Origin of the sequence: Lederbergia galactosidilytica (assembly GCF_017873565.1) — a bacterium.
In the GTDB taxonomy this organism is placed as follows: domain Bacteria; phylum Bacillota; class Bacilli; order Bacillales; family Bacillaceae_C; genus Lederbergia; species Lederbergia galactosidilytica.
Window position 1 is genome coordinate 400,708 of the sequence record NZ_JAGGKH010000001.1, and the last position, 21,893, is coordinate 422,600.

A 21,893-nucleotide genomic window follows, 5' to 3' on the forward strand; every position below is an offset into this window, starting at 1 on the left:
TTATTTTTTTGATTTTTCTTCTTCAATCCGAACTAACTCTTCTTCATATTTTTCTCTTAACAGAGTATTTAAATCAAGCTGATCTTCATGGACAAATTCATATAAAGCATTATAAACAATATCCTCATCTTGAAATTCTGAAACTGTTTCAAGTGGTTCTGCTACTGGTAGTGAGAAAAGCGCCTCCATATTCCGATTCTCCCATATATCTCCATCAAGCTCTTGAGCTTTTTCTATCGCGGAACCATTTTCATATAAATGAGCATATGGTAAGGAAAGTGGTCCTCCTATAAAAGTATTGTTCATTAACTGTTCATCTGAATACCAGAAATCAAAGACTTTCATTACCTCATCTTTATATTCACTTGTTGAACTAACTCCCATCGCCCATCCTCCAGCTGGAACGCCATTCTCGGGCTCCGGATATGTTGCAATATCCCAATTTACATTTGCTTCTTCATTTGGCGGCATAAACCAATGTGGAGCCATTGCTAATTTCCCTTGGGCAAACAATTCAGCCCATCCCCCCTCTTCCCAATGTTCAGGAATATATGGGTTTCCTGGAATGGAATAAGCCTCTTTATATAATTCAAAGTATTCTCTAACTACATCATTTTCTGTCCAAAGTGGTTCATCTGTTTCAGGATCAAGTAGATTACCTGCTGTCCAAGCAATCGGAGATCCCGACTTAGGCATATACAATCCTTGATAATCAACACCATTTCTTTCACCAGTCACATCCCTTGCTAAATCAACAACTTCTCCCCATGTCATCCCATCTGTAGGATACTCTACGCCGAACAGGTCAAAAATATCCTTGTTATACATTAATGCAAAGCGATCAGAGCTCATGGGTAAAACCCATAATTCTTCACCAGAAAACTTCTGCCATTCCGCTAACTGATTAGGATTAAAACGCGAAATATCAAAGCCTGTTTCTTCAATTAACTCGCGCATATCATAAGTCATCTCAAGTTCACTTGCATGTTCAAGCCAACCTTGGTCCCAAAACCACAAAATATCTGGTGCCTTCTTCCCGGCAATCAATTCCTCTAAATCTCCATCAACATGTTCAAATGTTATATAGGGAAATTTTTCTTCTGCTGGTTTGATAAATGCATCGATAAATGCCTCATCCTTACCAAAATGGACCTTTAATGTTATCGGTACTGGCTCACCATTATCTGCGGAATCAGTCTTCGTTTTCGATATGCAGCCTGTTGTGATAGCAATACTGAAAAATAATATACTAAAGAGCAGTAAAGTGCGGAATCTTAAGATTAACTTCATTACTGATCAATCCCCCCGTAAATGATGTTCTTCTTGGCACAGCAAATGTCATTGCACCTCCTCTTTTGTAACCGGTTCCAAAATAATGAAAAACGTTTAGTATTATGATAGTGAATCATAAACTTGCCTTCTATCTGTTTTTTCAGTATATTGGAACCGGTACCAATTTTATGTGTGTAAGACCGTCTCACTTAAATATAGTAAGATAACTGCTGAGTTAGTTAAAGCTTACGATGATTTGGCAATTTTTGTCAATAGCGATAAATGTCATATTTTGCTAGTTACTTTAGAAAGGGGATTGACTATGATTCTTCATCCAACCGCTGATAAGCTCACGAATGAAATTCTCGAAGAAGCAGCCAAATATCGTGTTAAAAACAATGTTGAACCACTTGATTTGTTAGGTTATAAAAAATTTCTCGAAACAGGTGAGCGTTTAACATTTGAGCAGCAATATTTTGCCCGAAGAAAACAATTAGATATATTGGCTCTAGATATTTTTATAAGAAAAAGCACAGAAAGCATTCCCCTATTGGAAGAAGTTATTTTCCAAATCTGTAATGAATACTCTTGGGCATTGCCTGCACATATGCCAATTAGAGATCGCTGCTACAGTGAGGAAGGAAGAGAAATAATAGACTTATTTGCAGCGGAAACTGCTCAAAGCCTTGCTGAAATTGGCGAGATTATTGGCGATCAACTCTCTAACTTTATTAAACAGCGAATTTCCGAAGAAATTGATCGCCGTGTCTTTACTCCATTCGAGAAGCAAGACTGGCATTGGGAACGTTTAGAAAACAACTGGAGTTCTGTCATTGCCGGCAGTATTGGTTTAGCCGCTTTATCCGCCTTGCCCCTACGCTCAGAAAGACAAAGACAAATTTTAAATCGTCTCGAATCATCGTTTGCTTATTATTTAAAGAGTTTTGCGGAGGATGGAGTATGTGCGGAAGGTGTCGGTTATTGGGCCTATGGATTTGGATATTACTGTTACTTTGCGGAAAAATATACCCATTTATACGGGGATGACCGATATATCAATCATCCAAAAGTAAAAAACATTGCTGAGTTCCCATTTTATGCGATGATTTCTAAAGATCATTATCTTCCTTATTCCGATTCTAGTAATCAATTAGCCTTACCAAGCGGCTTACTTAGTTACTGTGAAAGGACTTTTAGAGTGGCCATCCCACCAGTAGCAGAACCAAGTTCACTTTATGATGATCACTGTTATCGCTGGGCTCCCCTTTTTAGAAATTTAATCTGGACTAGGGAAACAAATAGCAACGAGATGGTCTCCTGTAAACATTATTTTCCTGATGCACAATGGGCTGTTATTCGTAATGTAGAGAAACAATTTATTTTTTCCGCTAAAGGCGGGACAAATCGAGAGAGCCATAATCATAATGATATTGGTCATTTTATCATTGGCGATCATCATGAGTTATTTTTAACAGATTTAGGAGCTGGAGAATACACAAGAGACTACTTTAGTAATAAGCGCTATACATTTTTACCTAATCGAGCGCTCGGACATTCTATTCCATTCATCCAGGGAACCGAACAAAAAGAAGGAGATTTTCGGGCACGTAACACTCAGTTTCATATACAAAATGAACAAATTTCTGAATTCTCCTTTGAGTTAGCGGAGACATACCCTGAAGTGGTCGGCTTGGAGTCTTTCAAACGACAATGGCTCGTGAACGATGAAGCAAAACATATAATATTGGAAGATACCATTCAATTTACTAGAGATGAACAGGCTACTGTAATTGAAAACTTTGTCAGCCTTTTAAAACCATCTATACAAGACAATCAGATTGTTTGGCAAGGGAAGTACAATAAATTAATTTTAGAATTCGACCAAAATATGGATACACCTAAACTCAACGAGGAGACTTATTCCGATCATCATGGCGTACAAACAAATGTATATTTGACACAACTTGAAAACAAGCAGAAAAGCAAGCTTTACACCCGGCGTTATACATTTAGACTAAAAAAATTGCGCTGAAAAGAAAAATCCCTTCTTCATAAAAGTAAAAAAGAAATCTACCAAGTTAGTAGAAAGAGGATTTGACTAAAGCGTGTTTACCAAAGAAAAAATCGAACTACTTGGTGCAAAGTTTGCTTCGGAAATATGCTTCACCGTGGGATAGTTCGTCTTAGATTTAAACACCTAAGTTAGGATCCAACCTCTTTCTATTAACATGGTAAAATCGTCACTTATATCTTTTTTAGCTAAAATGAAAAGATCATTTCTTTTCTAAAAGAAACTTTACTTTTTCCCTTTTAAATCTGCAACAATACTAGTGATTTTTTCCTCTGTTTCTCTAATAAAGGTGTTGACATCAAGATCTGATTTCACAAGATCAACAAAGATACCATTACGGTTAATCTCATTTTCAAATTCAGATCTTGCAATGGGAGCAGCAAATTCCTGCGCAAATAAGATATCATAATCCACATTCTCAAAAATCGGATCAGGTTCAACTTCTTCTCTTAAACTAGGACTATCCAATGGAAACCTTGAAATATCTCCAAAGATACTGTAATATTTCACAAGCTGTTCATCTGCCAGCAAAAATTTTAATACTTCAAAGGCAGCCTCCTTATGTTCACTTGTGTTCGAAATACCGTATGTCCATGCCCCTCCGCCTGCCACTCCTGGATAATCTTCAAATTCTGGTATTGTCGTAATCCCCCAATTTGTAAATGCCTCATTTGCTTCCTTTAAAGCATCTGAGCTAAATGGATGGGGTGTCATTGCAACCACTTGATCTTTAACAAAGGCATCCCAGTTGGAATACCATTGAACCTCTCGCCACTTACCGCCCTTTCGGGCTGGTTGAAGTGGGAGATTCCTAAGAACACCGGCGTAACCGCCAGTTACTTTATTAGGCGATCCCCACAGTTCCTGCGGTTCGTCGTATTGCTTCTTGACAAAGATTCCTACTAGCGTTGAGATCCCGATCATGATGTACGTAACATTTTTTGCAAATCCAGTCACGTACGGCGAGATTCTTCACCTCTTTGTTTTGGTGCCCACAATTGGAACATAGCTGACTAGACGGGAAATTCCTTGCAACAATCACCAATTGTTTTCCATACCACTTGGCTTTGTATTCAAGCACGGAACGAAATTGTGACCAGCTCACTTCACTAATGGCCTTTGCTAATCTTTCATTCTTCAACATATTTGTCACCTGCAAATCTTCTATACCGATGATATCGTGGTTTTTGATCATCATCGTGGAGATTTTATGTAGGTAGTCATGACGTGCATTGACCATTTTTTCATAGATTCGTGATACCTTTTTTCGTTGCTTTTGGTAGTTTTTAGCCTCAGTTAGTTTGCATTTTCTTTTAACAGCTAGTTCCTTTCGGCGGGAAAGTTTCTTCTGTTCTTTCGCTAATTTCTTTTCCAAGGTCCTGAAAAATTTAGGATTGGGAAATCTCAGTCCGTTGGAAAGAACAGCAAAATCGTTTAGACCGACATCCACCCCAACAGCGGAGTCTGTTTTGCGGAAAGGCTGCACTTCCGTTTCCGCCAGAATGGAAACATAATATTTCCCACTTGGAGTTTCCTTAACTGTAGCGCTTACAATTCGGCCGTGTATTATACGACTTCTAGCAAACTTGACGAGTCCTAATTTAGGTAATTTTAACTTATTTCCTACAACAGCAATATTACCATTGGTCTGTTTCGTGGTGTATGATTGAATTTGATTCATTTTCGTTTTGAATCGTGGGGCTTTATTTTGCTTTTGGAAGAAACGTGAGTAAGCATCTGCGAGGTTTTTCAAAGATGATTGAAGAGCGATACTATCGACTTCTTTTAGCCAGGTAAGCCCTCTTTTTAATTGGGTTAATTGAGTTGAACAAGAACCGTATGTTAATCCTTTTCCTGTTTCCCTGTAGGCTGTATTCCATTGATCCAAGAAATAATTGAAGACAAAACGGCTACATCCGATCGTTTTCGCAATCATAATTTTCTGTCCTTTATTTGGATAAAGACGGAATTTATACGCTTTATGAACAAGCATGACATTCACCTCACTCAATTAGGAATATACGTTCCTAATTATAACATACGTTCGTTCTTTTGGCTACCGCCAACCGCCATTCATCCCCCCACCTACTCATTGAGTTGTGCTCTTCACATTCCTAGAGGTGGGGGTTTTCTGTCGGGAATGATAAATTGGCCTAAAAATGCATCGCCAATATCAAGTCCCCTATATTGAACACCATCACGCTCAATTGTTAATTTCCTAGCTAATTCAACGGCTTCGGGCCAAGTCAAACCTACCTCAGGATATGGTTCTCCAACCATATCAAATATATCTTTATTGTAATACATTACATTGCGAGGAGATTGAAATGGAAGGGCTTGTATGCCATTATTGATAGAAAACATTTGTATATGGTCAATATTTCCCTCCATAAAACGAGTTAGATCATAACTTGATTCTTCTAAAAGACTAGTTAAATCATAAGCTAACTCAAGTTCCGTAAATAGACTAAACTCATTTGTTGTTAATGAAAGAATATCTGGAATCTTGCCACCCAAGATCCACTCTTCCAGGTTTTCTCGGTCACGAGGTTGCCCATCAACTCTTTCGATTGTAATATGAGGAAACTCCTCACCTAAATCTTGGACAAATTCATCCCAATATTCATCCCCTTGATACCAGCCAATCGATAAAGTAATAGGTTCATCATTTACGACTGTATTTTTATTAGCTTCATCTGTAAGATGATCCTCTTTTAATACTTTTTCATTCGTTTTATTGCATGCGTATAACAAGAAAGTAGCGGCAATAATCAAGCCAATCCAGACTAACGAACTCCATTGTTTTTCTTCTCTCCCATCCCCCATTCTTAATTTACCCCCTCCTAATAGGTGTATTCTTCTGAAAACAGTCTCTATTTAAGTTGGTGAAAGGCCTTAGCCATTTACTCATTTTTTTCCTTTTTCATCCTTAATACGATTCTGTTCTGCTTCATATTTTTCCCTTAAGAGAGTATTCAAATCAATTTGGTCCTCGGTGACCAATTCATATAACGCCCCATCAATTGCCCCCATTGCGCCTTCATTATAATCCGATGTCTCTTGTGGAGGATCGGCAACAGGAAGGGAATATAGGGCATCCATATTACGGTTTTCCCAGATCTCTCCATCCCTCTCTATAGCTTTTTCTAATGCTGATCCATCTTCATATAGATGGAGATACGGAACATATAATGGCCCTCTTATAAAGGTATTATTTAATAGCTGCTCATCAGAAAACCAAAGGTCAAACACTTTCATAATATCTTCCTTATGTTTACTGGTTGCGCTTATCCCTAACGCCCAGCCCCTAGAAGGAACACCATTCTCAGGCTCTGGATAAGTAGCAATATCCCAATTTATATTTGCTTCCGGATTCGGCGCTCCGAAAAACTGTGCCGCCATTGCTAATTTTCCTTGTTCAAATAACTCAACCCAGCCACCTTCTTCCCAGTGTTCTGGAATATAGGGGTTACCCGGAATAGAATAAGCCCGTTTATATAAGCTGAAATATTCCCTAATCTGCTCATCCTCTGGCCAAATCGGTTGATCCGTTTCTGGATCAACAAGATTTCCTACCGTCCAAAAAATCGGTGCTTCATGTTTTGGCATATAAAGCCCCTGATACTCCGTACCATTTCTTTCGCCTGTCACCTTTTCTGCCAAATCTACTACTTCTTCCCAATTCATTCCGTCTTTAGGATATTCAACACCAAATAAGTCAAAAATATCCTTATTATACATAAGTGCAAAGCGGCTAGTCATAATCGGCAGTGCCCATGTTTCCCCATTGGCTGCAGCTTGCCATTCTGCCAAGTGATTGGGATCAAATCGAGAAATATCAAAACCAGACTGTTCAATTAGATCTGTCATATCATACGCTAATTCGTACTCCTCCACATCAGCTAATCCCCCTTTATTCCAGTGGAACAATATATCAGGAGTACTCCCAGCCGCATTTAATTCTTCATAACTGCCTTCTACATGCTCGAAAGTAATATGGGGATATTTTTCTTCCGCAGGTTTGATAAATGATTGAATAAAATTCTCATCTTCTCCAAAATGGATCTTTAAGGTTATTGGTTCTGGCTCACCATCATTCGAAACCTCTTCCTTCTCTTTCGAGGTACATCCAGAAAAAACGAACAAACAGCAGAGAAATAAACTAAACAACAGAGAAATACGACTGTTTAATATAAATTTCAGCATAACTCCCTCCTTAAATAATCGAAGTATTTTCCCTATTATGAAATCGGTTTCAAAAAATACAATAATTGATTATGTCATTCTAATCACTCCTATCGCAAATCAATTTTTATGATATGTATGCGGCTCTTGACTCGTTTATGAATTTACATAGAATTCTATCTTCAAGTCTAAATACGCAATTATGAACTTAAGTATTGTCAAGGTTCCATTTCCACCCAAGCAAAAACGTTGTGAGAATATGATTCCCCACAACGTAAAATTGTTTTATTGTTATTTTATTGATAATTGAAAATGTAAATTTAATGGTCGACATTATAACTCTTTAACATTGTAAAACGCTGATCCCTTAATAAATATGCTTCCTTTAAACTTCTTTCTAAAAGATCCGCTTCAATCCCTAATTGTTCAGGAACGGTTGGTCCCCCCAATTGTTCCATGATTCCAGTAAGATCATTAACATGAGGTAATGCTTCAATGATGTTTTGTACTTCATTGGTCAGCTCTGAATCGCTCGGAAGAAGCTTTCCTTCTTGGTACCAACTGGAATAAAGAGTAGTTAATAAAATTGTACTAACACCAACTTTCGCTCCATGTAAAACTTGGCGTCTATTCTTCTGAAGGAACTCCATTTCCCAGTAATGGGATAAATGATGTTCTCCACCAGATGCTGGATGAGATTGCCCAAACATTAACATCGCTAATCCGGATTGAATAAGGGCATTCATTAAAATTTCTAATCCCTCTTCTTCCTCTCTAGCAATTTTATCTACTGCCAACATACAGTCATCTAATGCATTTTTTGTAATTTCTACAGCCAGAGGACAGTATGGTTCTCCTTGCATAAGATGACCAAATTTCCAATCCGCTAAAGATGTAAATTTAGCCATCATATCGCCAACACCAGCTGCTGTCATTGTTTTTGGGGCAGCCGCTAACACCTCAATATCGGCAAATAAAGCAATTGGTGAGGCAGTTGGGAAGGTTTTCTTCACACCTTTAATAATAAGTGGAGCGCCAAGCGAAGTAAAACCATCAACAGAAGCCGCTGTTGGTATCGAAATAAACGGTTTCCCTGTCTTCGCACCACAAAATCTTGTAATATCATGAAGCGTTCCGGAACCAACAGCTAACAAACAGTCAACCTCATTATGAATCTCTAATAAAGCCTGAACAATTGCTTGTTCATCTGCGACCACATCCCCAATTTCATTAGGCTCAATTAAACAAATTCTATAGGATAGAGCTAATTCCTCTAGGTATGTGACAACTTTCTTTCCTGTGGCAGCGAATGTCTTTTTATCCGCAATCAATAAAAGATTTTTATACTTTTTTTCGGTTAAAAACGAAGATAATTGTTCGTAAGCATTCTGCTTTACAGTAATTTGCTCAATTGTAACTGGGTGATGTTCATGGGAGCAGGAACAGCTTTGCCCGGCGTGATTGACTAACTCGATTACTTTTTCTGTATCCATTGTTGTCATCCCTTTTTTCTAGTTTCATATTTTTCATAGTAACAAGAGTACAAGAAGAGCATAGAGAAGTGCGCAACAACAGGTTCATACCATTTGAATCACCCTTTTGTTGGCCTTCGTATAAATAACCATATTATACCACTTATCAACAGCAACACACCAATTCCCATGCCAGAATACATAAAAGTGGCTGTATTAGGTAACACTTTCCCTTCCCCTATTTTTACATCTTCCAGTGCTAGCTCTTTATTTGGCTGATTTTTATTTTTGACGGGAATAACTGTTTTCTCCTCATTTTTCTCTAGCTCCTCCTGCTCCTTTTCAACTAGCTTCAATCCATTTATCTTAGTCTCTAAAGATTGAACGGCTTTCTGCAAATCTTCTTCTGATTCGATAGTTTGCAGAGAAGATTCGGCTTCCTTAATTGCTTCTTGGAGAGCTTGAAAGGATTCTGTTGTATATTGCCTATCCTCATTAGAATATTGTTTAGCTGTCTCAATTAATTTTTCCAATTCTGATATATCCATTGTGATCGTTTGTAATGGGATTTCTCCTGTCTCAACATAAGTAGCTATTTCCTCCGCTGACAATGCAATGCCATTGTAAATCAATAGTTCATCCATTAATCCTTTATATGCTTGGTCCCAATAGTTTATCCCTAAACTAAATATAGATTTTTTGGATGTAAAAACATTGGGAAACCCGCTATCAGAGAATTTCCTTTCCCCATTAATGTAGACATTCAATTTTCCCTCTTCAACTGTGAAAGCGAGATGGGTCCAATCATCAGTAGGTATGGTCATTCCTGTATTCCCATCAAACCACTCTTCCCCTGACCAAACCATTGTGTCCCCATTTACGGGTCCTTGTGGTACAAGACTAACCCATTGTTTCTCTGTTTGGGCACCGAAAAAGGTTGTTGTGAATTCCGTTAATTCCTCAGGGTTGAGCCATACACTTACGGAATAAGCATGATCATAAATCAGCCCCTGTGGCAGTAAAATTCCAGAGGAACCATCAAATTGAGCTGCCTGACCGAATTTTCCATCACTAAATGTGATGGTTCCCCCAGGAAGATTGATTTGTCTGCCCACCACTTTTCCAGCCTCTACCTGATCTGTATAATCTTTTAAATCACCATCAAATGAGTAATGAGCAACTAACTTCCCTTCCATCTCAGCTAATACTGTCACGGTAAAGCTTTTAGTTGCTTTTGCCTCTCCTTTGGCAATGGTTGCGGTTAAAGTCACTTCTTGGTCTTTCTCCCCTGCAGCAGGGCGCTTCACTTCCCCTTCCGTTGAGATAATTTTCGGATGGGAGGATTCCCAAGAAATTTTCGCTCCAGAGATCCCTTCTGTCTGTAATAAAAGATTAGAAGTGACTTCGCTTATATCCCCAAGGTCTAGCTCATTTTTGATCCGCTCAACAATTTCTTTATCATTCTGATCTATATTTCGTATTCCCCAAATCGATTTTCCCTCATTAGATAGAGCGGTGAACACCATTTCTTTCGATCCAGCTATTGAATTCCACTGTTTTAAAAACACACCATTATACTCTTTTCCTGCAATTTTTAAAGTGGCTGTATAATCTGCCTTTATTTCCCAGCCGCCTTTTACGGCTCCTGAAACTGTTCCATCCTCCTGTAAAGTGATTGTTATTGCTTTTTTGAGCTGTTTGGAATTGTCTTTTTCATGGTTAATAAATTGATAATTACCCACGATTTCTTGCCGATCAATTTTCTCCAACGTTTCCCCTGTATAGCGGTAAGGGGCGACAACTGGCCAGCCATTATCAGTCATGAACATTTGATGAATACGTAATTCATGTTCTTCGCCTCTTTGAGGGAATCGTGTATGAAAGGTTAAAAACTGCTGACCCGTATCTGGATCAAGATATACAGAATTATGCCCTGACGATATATACCCATAGCCAATACCTGATCCAGGATCACCTGTCCTTCTTTCAAAAAGAAAATGTCCTATCAACTTATTACCAATTTCAGCGTGATCCTGATTTCCTTGTAGTACAGCATTTTGTCCCTTCACATCTTCATAAGGACCTTGCGGATTTTTCGAGCGAAAGACTCGCATATTATATTCACCATCACTGGCTAACCACCCATAGGTGACATACAAGTAATAATAGTCTGTGCTAGGATTATACAAAACATATGGGCCTTCCCCCGATTTACCGTACCCCCCTGATATTTTTGTACCAAAATATTGATCCACCAGTCGACCATCCTTCGTTTGTCCATCTTGTTCCGGATAGATCACCTTACCAGTCTTTTTATCAATCTCAAGGATAAATATGCCACCAGACCAAGAACCATATGTCATCCATAACTTCTTGTTTTTATCAAAAAACAAATTCGCATCAATTGCATTGGGATATATTTGGTTATTGTAAGAGCCATCCTGATGGAACCATTCGGGATTCTCATTAGACAAAATATTTTGTTCGATCAATGTATTGATGTTCGTATTCGTCCATTTTTTATTCACAGTACTATCAGTGTCATAGGCCTCCTCTTTCGTAAAACCAGAATAGATAAGCGTATCCACATATGTATAAGGCCCTTCAATATTTTTTGCGACCGCATAACCTATTGCTGAACGTATATAGGTAGATGAAACACTATAGTACATCATATAGGCACCCTTCGATCCATCCTCATTCACATAGTATTCATTCCAAAAAATTTCCGGGGCCCAAACAGAAAAGCCTCCTTTACTATCGGAATCATCCTCACCAGCCCACTTAAATGATTCCGCTAAATTGGCGGAAAGATCACCATATAAAACATTTCCTGGGGTTGTATATCCATTTGTGAAAGGCGTCCAGTTTAATAAATCAGATGATTTTGCTGCCTCAATATGGGAACCAAACACATAATACATATCTTCAACTTTAATAATCGAAGGGTCATGGACAGAGACATTTTGGAATTCCGGATCATCTTCAGCCTGTATGACGACTGGAAAATGGAACAACAATGTAAACAAAAGTCCACAAAACAATAAGCTTGTTATCTTATTTTTCAATACCATGGTTTTCCTCCTGGATTCATTTATATCTTTGGAAGTGATCGCAAGGATGAAGTTTTACTAGAAGGTGTTAAATAAGTGGATTTTCTTATAAGCTATCAAATTCCCAAAGAAAGAGAGAGGAGCATATCCTCTCTCTTTTTTTGGAAAAGGGGCAAAGCTATGCTAGAAGGTTGCTATTCATAACATAATGAGTAAAATTGATCGGAAGTCCACCACAATCACGAAACTAAATAGCTTCGCTCACACCGCCTTATATACAAGAGACACGGCTTCTTACTTTTCCATGTTTGGATTATGACTTTCTTTCATGACTGTTTTTTATGCCTTCTTCAGACGAATGACGTTCCAAGACAATTTCGGCAAGGTGGCTGAAATTTGACCGTTATCTAGAGTTGCATCTCCGTTGGTATGTGGTGTAACAGCTTGTTTTGCCGCTGTATTGACTTGCTTCAGCTCTTCGTTTTCAAGCACAATATGCTCAACAATCTTATATCCTGCAAAATTACGAATATCACAATCAAGTTGCAGACGATCTTCAAGGTCACGGTTCACGGCAAAGATTGTTAATTCTTCTTCTTCCTCATTATAGACAGCCGTTGTATCTAATACAGGAACATCTGTAAAATCTTTACTATCATATTTTGGACTTGAGACAATTGGATTTAAGACTGTGCCCCTTCCATATTTAGAAGCATGCATATAAGGATAAAAAATCGTTTGTTTCCAAGCCGATCCACCATTTTCTGTCATAATCGGTGCAATGACATTAACAAGCTGTGCCATACAAGCAATCTTCACGCGGTCAGCATGTTTTAAGAGCGTAATCAACATTGACCCTACTAATAAGGCATCTTCAAAATTATAAATATCCTCCAATTGCGGTGGTGCAATCGACCATGGCTCGATCTTCTGATCAGCCTCATTAGAATGGTACCAAACATTCCATTCATCAAAAGATAGATTGATTGTTTTTTTGCTACGCTTTTTTGCTTTAATATAATCAGCAATCGAAATAACTGATTGGATAAAGTCTTCCATTTCTAAAGTTCTTGCTAAATAATTGGCAACATCATTATCCCGATTTCCATAGTATTGGTGGAGCGAGATGAAATCGACTTGATCATAAGATAGGTCTAGGACGGTTGCTTCCCAATCCGCAAATGTTGGCATTGTCCGACTGGAACTTCCACAAGCAACTAGTTCAATTGTTGGGTCTACAAGCTTCATCACTTTTCCAGCCTCGTTTGCAATCCGCCCATACTCTACTGCTGTTTTTTGACCCATTTGCCATGGTCCGTCCATTTCATTTCCCAAACACCATGTTTTAATATTATGAGGATCCTGATAACCATGTGAACGCCGTAAATCACTATAATATGTACCTGATGGATGGTTACAGTATTCTACAAGATTACGAGCAGCATCAGCGCCCCTTGTTCCGAGATTTACAGCCATATTTACATCAGCGTTAACGAGCTTGGCCCAATCCATAAATTCGTTCGTGCCAATTTCATTCGTTTCAATTGTCCTCCAAGCAAGTTCAAGCCGACGAGGACGATCCTTTTTCGGACCTACGCCATCTTCCCAATTGTAACCGGAAACAAAATTCCCTCCTGGATATCGAACGAGAGGAACATCCAATTCCTTGACAAGTTCAATAACATCTTGTCGAAAGCCTTGTTCATTTGCAGTCGGATGGTCTGGCTCATAAATACCGCCATAAACTGCCCGCCCAAGATGTTCAACAAATGATCCATAAATTCGCTTATCCACTTCTGAGACTTTAAAGTCTTTCTCCACAATCATTTTTGCTTTTTTGCTACCCATTGCTTCTCTCCCTTTCTATATTCAAATTGTTGGTCTACTCTTAGATAGGGTTGATTTTCCGGGCGTGTGGAACGCCCGAAAAATCAAGCCTTATTATGCTCCTATCCATTTAGACCCTGCTGGACAAGGGCAAGTGCCACCTAGCATTTTTGCTTTGTATTGAACAAGACCCCCACTGTACTTACAAGTTGTTCCATACTGAAGTGCCGGGCAAGTTTCACATTGTCGTAATCTATCTTTATAGCTTTTCTTCGAGACCATTTTTAGGCCTTTCTTTTTGGCATCCAGCAACATATCCTCCACTAATTCATTGGGAACGATGACACTTTCCGTACAACCTTTACAAAGTAATTTCACTAACATCGTTCTCCTATTCCAATGTTAAAATGGCCACAGACATAGCTGGCAGTTTTGCCGCAAGGCTTTGCTTTTCAATCTTTACATCTGTCCATTCAACTGGTTTCACGTTTTCAGGCTGTTCAAAAGTGTTATGGGCGTCCATTTCACTAGCAGTAAGGATTTTCCCACTTACTTTGCTTGCGGATAGTTCTAAACCACGTAGCTCAAGATTAAGGTCTGCTTCATTCTTATGATCCAAGTTACATAGACTGATATGAACTTTGCCATCCTTATCTTTTGAAGCAGAAACGCTTACTTGCGGCAACGATTTTTCACCAAATTGGTACTGTTCAAATTGACCGTCTACTTGAAGTAAGCTAGCATCATGGTGCACTTTAAACATATCAAACACATGATAAGTTGGAGTAAGGAGCATCTTCTCACCTTCTGTTAAGATCATCGCTTGCAACACATTAACTGTTTGGGCAATATTGGTCATTTGCACACGATCAGCATGCTCATGGAAAATATTGAAATGTAAACCAGCCACAAGTGCATCACGAATGGTATTTTGTTGGTATAAGAACCCTGGATTTGTACCTGGCTCTGGATCAAACCAAGTTCCCCACTCATCAATGATCATGCCAATTCTCTTTTCTGGATCATACTGATCCATGATGGCACTGTGTCGCGTAATCAGCGTATTCATATGAAGTGCTCTTTGTAAGGTTATGAACCACTCTTCTTCAGGAAAATCAGTTGCTGAACCTTTACCTGTCCAGAATTCACCAGGCATTGTGTAGTAGTGAAGACTTAATCCATCCATCAGCCAATGAGCATTTTTCATCAATACTTCTGTCCAGCGATAATCATCGACATTTGCACCACCAGCAATTTTGTACAGCTTATTATCCCCATAATTCCGGACATACGTTTGATAACGACGATAGAGATCAGCGTAATATTCAGGACGCATATTTCCGCCACATCCCCAGTTTTCATTCCCTACTCCAAAATATTTTAATTTCCATGGTTCAGGTTGGCCATTTTCTTTTCTCCAATTTGCCATCGGAGATTCACCATCAAAGGTCATGTATTCAACCCATTCCGACATTTCTTGGACGGTACCGCTTCCAACATTCCCACAAATATAAGGCTCTGCACCTAGCATCTCACAAAGCATCATAAACTCGTGTGTGCCAAAATGGTTATTCTCCACAACACCACCCCAGTGGGTATTCACCATTCTTTTTCTTTCTTCTCGTGGACCAATCCCATCTTTCCAATGATATTCATCCGCAAAGCATCCTCCTGGCCAACGTAGTACAGGGACTTGGATATTTTTCAATGCTTCAAGTACATCATTCCTAATTCCATTGGTGTTAGGTATAGGAGAATCTTCTCCAACCCAAATTCCTTCATATATACCACGGCCTAGATGCTCTGCAAAATGACCATATATATTTTTATTAATCTTTGTTTTTTCAACATCAGTATTAATGACAACTTTGTTATTCATATCTCTTCTCTCCCTTTTTTACTATTTGAATCAATTTCATAATAGAGATTTTAGCCTGCGGGATCTCACCTGTCACGCTAATGTATTGATCATTTATAAGCAATTATGAAATTGACTCTATTAATTAAAGATTTTTATATGTTATAGAATGAATCTATACAACTAGTCTGCCTACAACTTTTAACAATCAACTGTATACCCATAATGGTAAGCGCTCTAATAATAATTGTAGTAGAGGCAGGGACATAACTAAAATGTTTTCAATTCCAAAGACAAATAATGTACTCCCTTAGCTGCGGGAGGTGGCTTGTGACCAAGGTCGTATTGACCCAAGGCTGCCAGCCACCCGCGAAAATCGAAGGATATTTCCATAGTGGATTATATACACGAATAGTAGTTCGCTATTTCCTTTAGTGAAAAAGACTTTGTCCCAGCTTCATTTAAGCTATCGCTCTTACCATTATGAATTCCTAATGAGCGGCTAAGCTTTATTTATAAAAAAGTTCATTCAAGCGTAGTTCATTTTCAAAAGCAGGTGTTTTCGTGTCATTATTAATGAGGACCGATTCGATTCCTAATAAATCCGCGAAATCCTTTAATTGCTCAGTTGTCACCCGATAGGAAAAGCAAGAATGGTGAGCACCACCAGCCATAAGCCAATTCTCAGCTCCTTGTGACATCGATGGTTGAAGTTTCCAAAGCACACGGGCTACAGGCAACTTCGGCATATCTTTTTCAATTTTCACAGCATCTACTTCATTAATGACTAAGCGGAAACGATGGCCAAGATCAATAATAGAAGCATTTAAAGCGGCTCCTTCATGTCCATTAAAGACGAGTCTTGCCGGATCTTCCTTCCCACCAATCCCTAATGGATGCACCTCAATTCTAGGTTTTGCTTCAGCAATGGTTGGACAAACTTCAAGCATATGTGAACCAAGTACCATTTCATTACCAGGCTCAAAGTGATACGTATAATCTTCCATAAAAGATGTATCTTTTCCGTCAGCAATGATTTTCATAAGACGAACTAAAGCAGCTGTTTTCCAGTCGCCTTCACCCCCATAGCCATACCCCTGCTCCATTAGGCGCTGTGTAGCAAGCCCTGGAAGTTGATGCATCCCATGTAAATCTTCAAATGTATTGGAGAATGCTGTATAACCACCCTCTTCTAAAAAGGCCTTTAAAGCTATTTCCAATTTGGCTTGATAACGAATAGACTCCTTCACCGCACCATCTTGGAGGCCTTCTGGTACAATCGTATACTTTTCCGCATATTCATCCATAAGTCGATTAATGTCTTGTTCAGATACTGCTTCTATTCTTTCGACTAGATCACCAACACCATATCCATCGACGGTCCAGCCAAGTTTGATTTGCGCTTCTACCTTATCACCTTCCGTGACAGCTACATTGCGCATATTGTCACCAAAACGTGCTATCTTTAAAGTATGACTTTCGGAAACAGCAACTGCTGTACGCATCCAGCTCCCGATTCGCCCACGTATCACTTCGTTCTCCCAATGTCCTACAATGACTTTTCGCTTAATATTCATTCTACTGCCGATAAAACCAAATTCACGGTCACCATGAGCAGATTGGTTTAAGTTCATGAAGTCCATATCAATGCTATCCCATGGAATATCCCGATTAAACTGTGTATGTAGATGTAAGAGCGGCTTTTTTAGGGCATTTAAGCCGGCAATCCACATTTTTGCTGGGGAAAAAGTATGCATCCACGTTATAATTCCCGCACAATTTTCATCTGCATTCGCTTCAAGAAACAATCTACGAATAGAATCTGCTTCCTTTACAACTGACTTAAATACCAATTTATATGTTACAGCTGGATCCTCATCAAGACCAGCAACCATTTTTCTAGAATGCTCCTCAACTTGTCTTATAACATCTTCACCGTACAAATCTTGACTACCTGTAACAAACCAGAATTCATAATCCTTTACCTTCAACATAATCATTCACTCTCCTGTTCCTATTCGCTATATTCTAGACGTGCAGAAGCCCATTTATTTTTGCCCATAATAGGCATTAGGGCCATGTTTACGTAAGTAATGTTTATCTAATAAGTATTGATCCAATGGCTCGACATTTGGGTTGAGTTGGAATGAATGTAAGGCCATTTTAGCGACTTCTTCTAACACCACCGCATTATGGACAGCCTCATGAGCATCCTTCCCCCAATTAAATGGAGCATGCCCTCCAACAAGGACACCTGGCATCGCTTTCGGATCTAAATTCAGTTTTTCAAACGTTTCAATAATGACATTCCCTGTTTCAAGCTCATAAGCTAGTTCAATTTCCTGTTGAGATAAGGCGCGTGTCACGGGAATTTCTCCATAATAATAATCGGCATGTGTGGTTCCCAGAGCTGGTATTGACCTTTTCGCTTGTGCCCAACTTGTCGCCCATGGTGAATGCGTATGAACAACCCCACCAATATCTTTAAAAGCTTTATAGAGTGCTAGATGTGTAGGTGTATCAGAAGAAGGCCGTAAATCCCCTTCCACAATAGTTCCATCTAAATCCAAAACGACTAAGTCATCAGCCTTCAATTCTGAATAAGCAACACCACTCGGTTTAATAACAACAAGTCTTTTTTCACGATCAATCCCACTAACATTTCCCCATGTAAAAGTAACAAGCCCATATTCGGGTAATTGTAAGTTCGCTTCTAATACTTTCTGCTTTAATTCCTCAAGCATGCTATCTCCTCCAATCTATTAAAATATCTCTTTTAAAAAGGAGATTGAAGGGACGAACCAACTAAGATGTGACATATTAGGACATACAAGTAGAAATAACACAAGCAAAGCAACAGAATGTTGTGCTTAGGACTCCCGTCAAGATGTCACGAACTTAGCTGTTCATCCATTTACACCTTAATTTGAACCTTTTTAATTAGATATTCTGCTTTTTAAGATTTTTTAGTCGTTTCATTACATCGTTTTCGCCCCGACCAAAATAGTTGTATAAGGTTTCATATTCCGCATAAAGCTGGTTATAAATTTTTGCACTAGCGGAATTTGGTTTAAATGTTTCTTCTTTTACGCGGCCCATTTCCTCAGCTGCATCAGTAATACTGTCATAACCACCACGCTCTTTCCCAGCAGCGACTGCACCAAACATGGCTGATCCTAGTGCAGGGGTTTGCGAAGAGGCTGAAATTTTAATTTCTGAATTTAAGACATCAGAATAAATTTGCATCATGAGCGCGTTTTTCTCTGCAATCCCACCACATGCATAAATTTCGTTTACAGGAACACCGCTATTGCGGAAAGCCTCCACAATTGTTCGCGTTCCATAGGCAGTCGCTTCAATAAGGGCCCGATAGATTTCCTCTGGTTTTGTAAGCAAGGTTGCTCCAAGCAATACACCTGTTAAATCTACATCTACGAGGGTGGAGCGATTTCCATTCCACCAATCTAATGCTAGTAGACCGCTTTCACCAGGTTGTAGTTTGCTAGCCTTTTCTGTTAATAATTGGTGAATATTCATTCCTTTTTCTTTCGCTTCTTCTTCATAAGCGGCAGGGACACAATTTTCAGTAAACCATTCAAAATGGTCACCTACACAGGATTGTCCTGCTTCATATCCCATTAATCCAGGTAACACACCATCTTCTACGACCCCACACATGCCAGGAACAATCTTTTCTTCTTCCCCTAGTAAAATATGGCATGTACTTGTTCCCATAATCATCAGTAATTTACCAGGTTCCGTAATACCAACAGCAGGAATGGAAACATGTGCATCAACATTCGCTACTGCAACGGCAGTTCCTTGCTTAAGACCGGTTAGAGCAGCTGCTTCAGCCGTAATTTCTCCAGCTTTAGAGCCGATTGAATGGATTTCATTAGATAATTTCTCTTCGACTACATTTTCTAATCGTGGATCCAATGCTTTAAAGAATTCTTTAGATGGATACCCTTTCTGTTTATGCCAAATTGCTTTATATCCCGCTGTACAACTATTTCGTCTGATTTCACCTGTCAACTGAGAAATCACCCAATCAGTTGCCTCTACAATCTGATCTGCTTCCTGATAAATTGCTGGAGCCTCATTCAAAATCTGCCAAACCTTCGGAAACATCCATTCTGAAGAGATTTTGCCACCATACCGCTTTAGAAAGTCTTCTCCACGTTCCTCAGCGAGCTCATTTAAACGATTTGCTTCATCCTGTGCTGCATGATGTTTCCATAATTTTACATAACTATGTGGTTCATCTTTATATTGATCAATCATACATAGCGGTGTACCATCATTTTTCACTGGCAGGACCGTACAAGCCGTAAAATCAATCCCAATGCCAATCACATCTTCTGCCGACACATTCGCTTTCGTTAAGACAGATGGGATCGTCACTTGCAGCACTTCTAAATAATCATTAGGATGTTGTAATGCCCAATCATCCTCAAGTTTTTTCTTTCCCCCTGGTAAATACTCATCCATTACACCATGGGTATATTCTTTAACCGAAGTCGCAATCTCGCGACCAGAACCAATTTCCACTAGAACCGCTCGACCAGATTGGGTTCCATAATCTACACCAATCGAATATTTTGCCAATCTTCTCACCCTTACATTTAAAATTATGTTTCTCTAAATATAGTACGATAAATTGTTTTCATTCATATCTTATAACACTTGTACGTATAACTCACTTTACATTCTATCATGTCTCGATTTTTTTTCAATACAAAAACAAAAATTTTGCTTAATCTCTTATACATGTACGGATCAGGCAATATATTAGCTTTCCTTTTTTGTTTATTTATGATACTTTTATTTCATATAGATAGTAACCCCCTTCGCATTTCCTTCAATAGTGCAAGGATTTTTCATTATAAATTGTCAGTACAATCTAGATGAAATGATTGTAATATATCGTTTCCCGCTGGGAAAGAACGGAAGAACAGCTTGGAGGCAAGGATTTTATGGGACAACCTGCAAAATATATTATAGTGATAAATAAAATTAAAGAATGGATAGAAACTGGAGAAGTCAAACCTGGAGATAAAATTTATTCAGAGAATGAACTTTCTAAAATGTTTCAAGTGAGTCGACATACAATTAGACAAGCCATTGGGGAGCTTGTTCATGAAGGTTTACTATATAGAGAGCAGGGAGCAGGAACATTTATTGCAAAACCAGCTAAGACTCTTTCTCCAACCATAGCTAAGCCAACAATTTCTGGTAAAAATATTGGGATTATTACAACCTATATTTCTGACTATATTTTTCCAGCGATTATAAGGGGAATGGAATCTTATCTTACATCAAAAGGCTATTCATTATTCATTTCTAGCACAAATAATGAGGTTGAAAAAGAAAGACAATGCTTAGAAGCAATGTTGGACCGAAATGTCGATGGACTTATCATTGAACCAACAAAAAGTAGTGGTTATAACCCCAATATTCCATATTATTTGGAGTTGGAACAAAGAAACATTCCTTATTTAATGATCAATCAATATTATTCTCAATTGAATCCTCCCTATATTTTAATGGACGATGAAAAAGGAGGATTATTAGCAACAGAACATTTGATTGAGCTTGGCCATGACAAGATCATTGGGATTTTTAAAACAGATGACTTACAAGGGATTTATCGTATGAAAGGGTTTATCAATGCTTTTCGAAACCATCGGATACCATTCCAAAATGAAACGGTTATTTCCTATACAACTGAAGAATTACCGAATGTTTTGCAAGAAAAAATTGAAAAGTTATTGGCCGATCCAGAACAAACTCCAACAGGAATTGTTTGTTATAATGATGAAATTGCCTTAAAGATCATTCATATTCTTAAGGGTAAAGGCTATCGAGTTCCTGATGACATTTCCATTATTGGATATGATAATTCAGCTCTTGCTGAAGCATCAGAGATCAAAATTACGTCTATTAATCATCCGAAAGTCCAATTAGGTATAGATGCCGCCAAGTGGATAGTTGAAGCAATTGAACAGCCTGATACATTTGAAAAACCAAATGTAACTTACGAACCTGAATTAGTTATTCGTGAGTCAACACGTTCGCTTCGTACAAGAAACTAGTAAAAAAATAGCCTGAGAACCCAATCTCAAGGCTATTTTCCATTCTTTTCTTATTTACAA

The 21,893-nt window shown here is 38.6% G+C and carries 15 protein-coding genes; 2 read left to right on the forward strand and 13 right to left on the reverse strand.

What is annotated here, in order from left to right; genetic code table 11:
• On the reverse strand, positions 1-1,290 hold the full coding sequence (locus J2Z23_RS01700; RefSeq protein WP_209973064.1) for an ABC transporter substrate-binding protein: 1,290 nt from the start codon (positions 1,288-1,290) through the stop codon (positions 1-3).
• A 304-nt stretch (positions 1,291-1,594) separates the two neighbouring features.
• Between J2Z23_RS01700 and J2Z23_RS01705 the strand changes: the two genes are divergently transcribed.
• On the forward strand, positions 1,595-3,304 hold the full coding sequence (locus tag J2Z23_RS01705) for a heparinase II/III family protein (protein ID WP_057989424.1): 1,710 nt from the start codon (positions 1,595-1,597) through the stop codon (positions 3,302-3,304).
• Positions 3,305-3,568: 264 nt separating this feature from the next.
• Here the strand turns inward: J2Z23_RS01705 and J2Z23_RS01710 are convergent, their stop codons facing one another.
• From J2Z23_RS01710 to araB, 12 genes are all read right to left on the reverse strand, one after another.
• Complete coding sequence (locus tag J2Z23_RS01710) at positions 3,569-4,267, reverse strand: extracellular solute-binding protein (RefSeq protein ID WP_209973066.1); 699 nt, start codon at positions 4,265-4,267, stop codon at positions 3,569-3,571.
• Positions 4,188-5,336, reverse strand: a complete 1,149-nt coding sequence (tnpB, locus tag J2Z23_RS01715; RefSeq protein WP_209973105.1) for an IS200/IS605 family element RNA-guided endonuclease TnpB — start codon at positions 5,334-5,336, stop codon at positions 4,188-4,190. Before tnpB ends, J2Z23_RS01710 begins: the two co-directional genes overlap by 80 nt.
• Before the next feature lie 113 nt (positions 5,337-5,449).
• Entirely contained in the window at positions 5,450-6,169 is a 720-nt protein-coding gene (locus J2Z23_RS01720; protein WP_209973068.1) for an ABC transporter substrate-binding protein, read from the reverse strand.
• An 81-nt stretch (positions 6,170-6,250) separates the two neighbouring features.
• Positions 6,251-7,549 carry an ABC transporter substrate-binding protein gene (locus J2Z23_RS01725; protein WP_209973071.1) on the reverse strand — a complete coding sequence of 433 codons (1,299 nt, stop codon included), beginning with the start codon at positions 7,547-7,549 and terminating at the stop codon, positions 6,251-6,253.
• A gap of 299 nt (positions 7,550-7,848) precedes the next feature.
• The gene (locus J2Z23_RS01730) at positions 7,849-9,021 is read right to left on the reverse strand and encodes a sn-glycerol-1-phosphate dehydrogenase (RefSeq protein ID WP_209973072.1); all 1,173 of its coding nucleotides are present in this window, start codon (positions 9,019-9,021) and stop codon (positions 7,849-7,851) included.
• Between the two features lie 98 nt (positions 9,022-9,119).
• On the reverse strand, positions 9,120-12,074 hold the full coding sequence (locus J2Z23_RS01735) for a lipocalin-like domain-containing protein (protein ID WP_064468074.1): 2,955 nt from the start codon (positions 12,072-12,074) through the stop codon (positions 9,120-9,122).
• Between the two features lie 318 nt (positions 12,075-12,392).
• A complete protein-coding gene (arfA, locus tag J2Z23_RS01740; RefSeq protein WP_064468073.1) occupies positions 12,393-13,901 on the reverse strand; it encodes an arabinosylfuranosidase ArfA in 1,509 nt (502 codons plus the stop codon).
• Between the two features lie 93 nt (positions 13,902-13,994).
• Entirely contained in the window at positions 13,995-14,258 is a 264-nt protein-coding gene (locus tag J2Z23_RS01745) for a hypothetical protein (protein WP_057989416.1), read from the reverse strand.
• A gap of 13 nt (positions 14,259-14,271) precedes the next feature.
• Complete coding sequence (locus J2Z23_RS01750) at positions 14,272-15,759, reverse strand: alpha-N-arabinofuranosidase (RefSeq protein ID WP_057989414.1); 1,488 nt, start codon at positions 15,757-15,759, stop codon at positions 14,272-14,274.
• Positions 15,760-16,247: 488 nt separating this feature from the next.
• Positions 16,248-17,732, reverse strand: coding sequence for an L-arabinose isomerase (gene araA / locus J2Z23_RS01755; RefSeq protein WP_057989412.1), 1,485 nt, complete (start codon positions 17,730-17,732; stop codon positions 16,248-16,250).
• Between the two features lie 54 nt (positions 17,733-17,786).
• Complete coding sequence (gene araD / locus J2Z23_RS01760; RefSeq protein WP_209973075.1) at positions 17,787-18,482, reverse strand: L-ribulose-5-phosphate 4-epimerase; 696 nt, start codon at positions 18,480-18,482, stop codon at positions 17,787-17,789.
• A 196-nt stretch (positions 18,483-18,678) separates the two neighbouring features.
• Complete coding sequence (araB, locus tag J2Z23_RS01765; RefSeq protein ID WP_057989407.1) at positions 18,679-20,346, reverse strand: ribulokinase; 1,668 nt, start codon at positions 20,344-20,346, stop codon at positions 18,679-18,681.
• A 368-nt stretch (positions 20,347-20,714) separates the two neighbouring features.
• On the opposite strand from araB, the gene J2Z23_RS01770 reads away from it, so the two are divergent.
• Entirely contained in the window at positions 20,715-21,833 is a 1,119-nt protein-coding gene (locus J2Z23_RS01770) for a GntR family transcriptional regulator (protein ID WP_057989405.1), read from the forward strand.
• Positions 21,834-21,893: the final 60 nt, after the last annotated feature.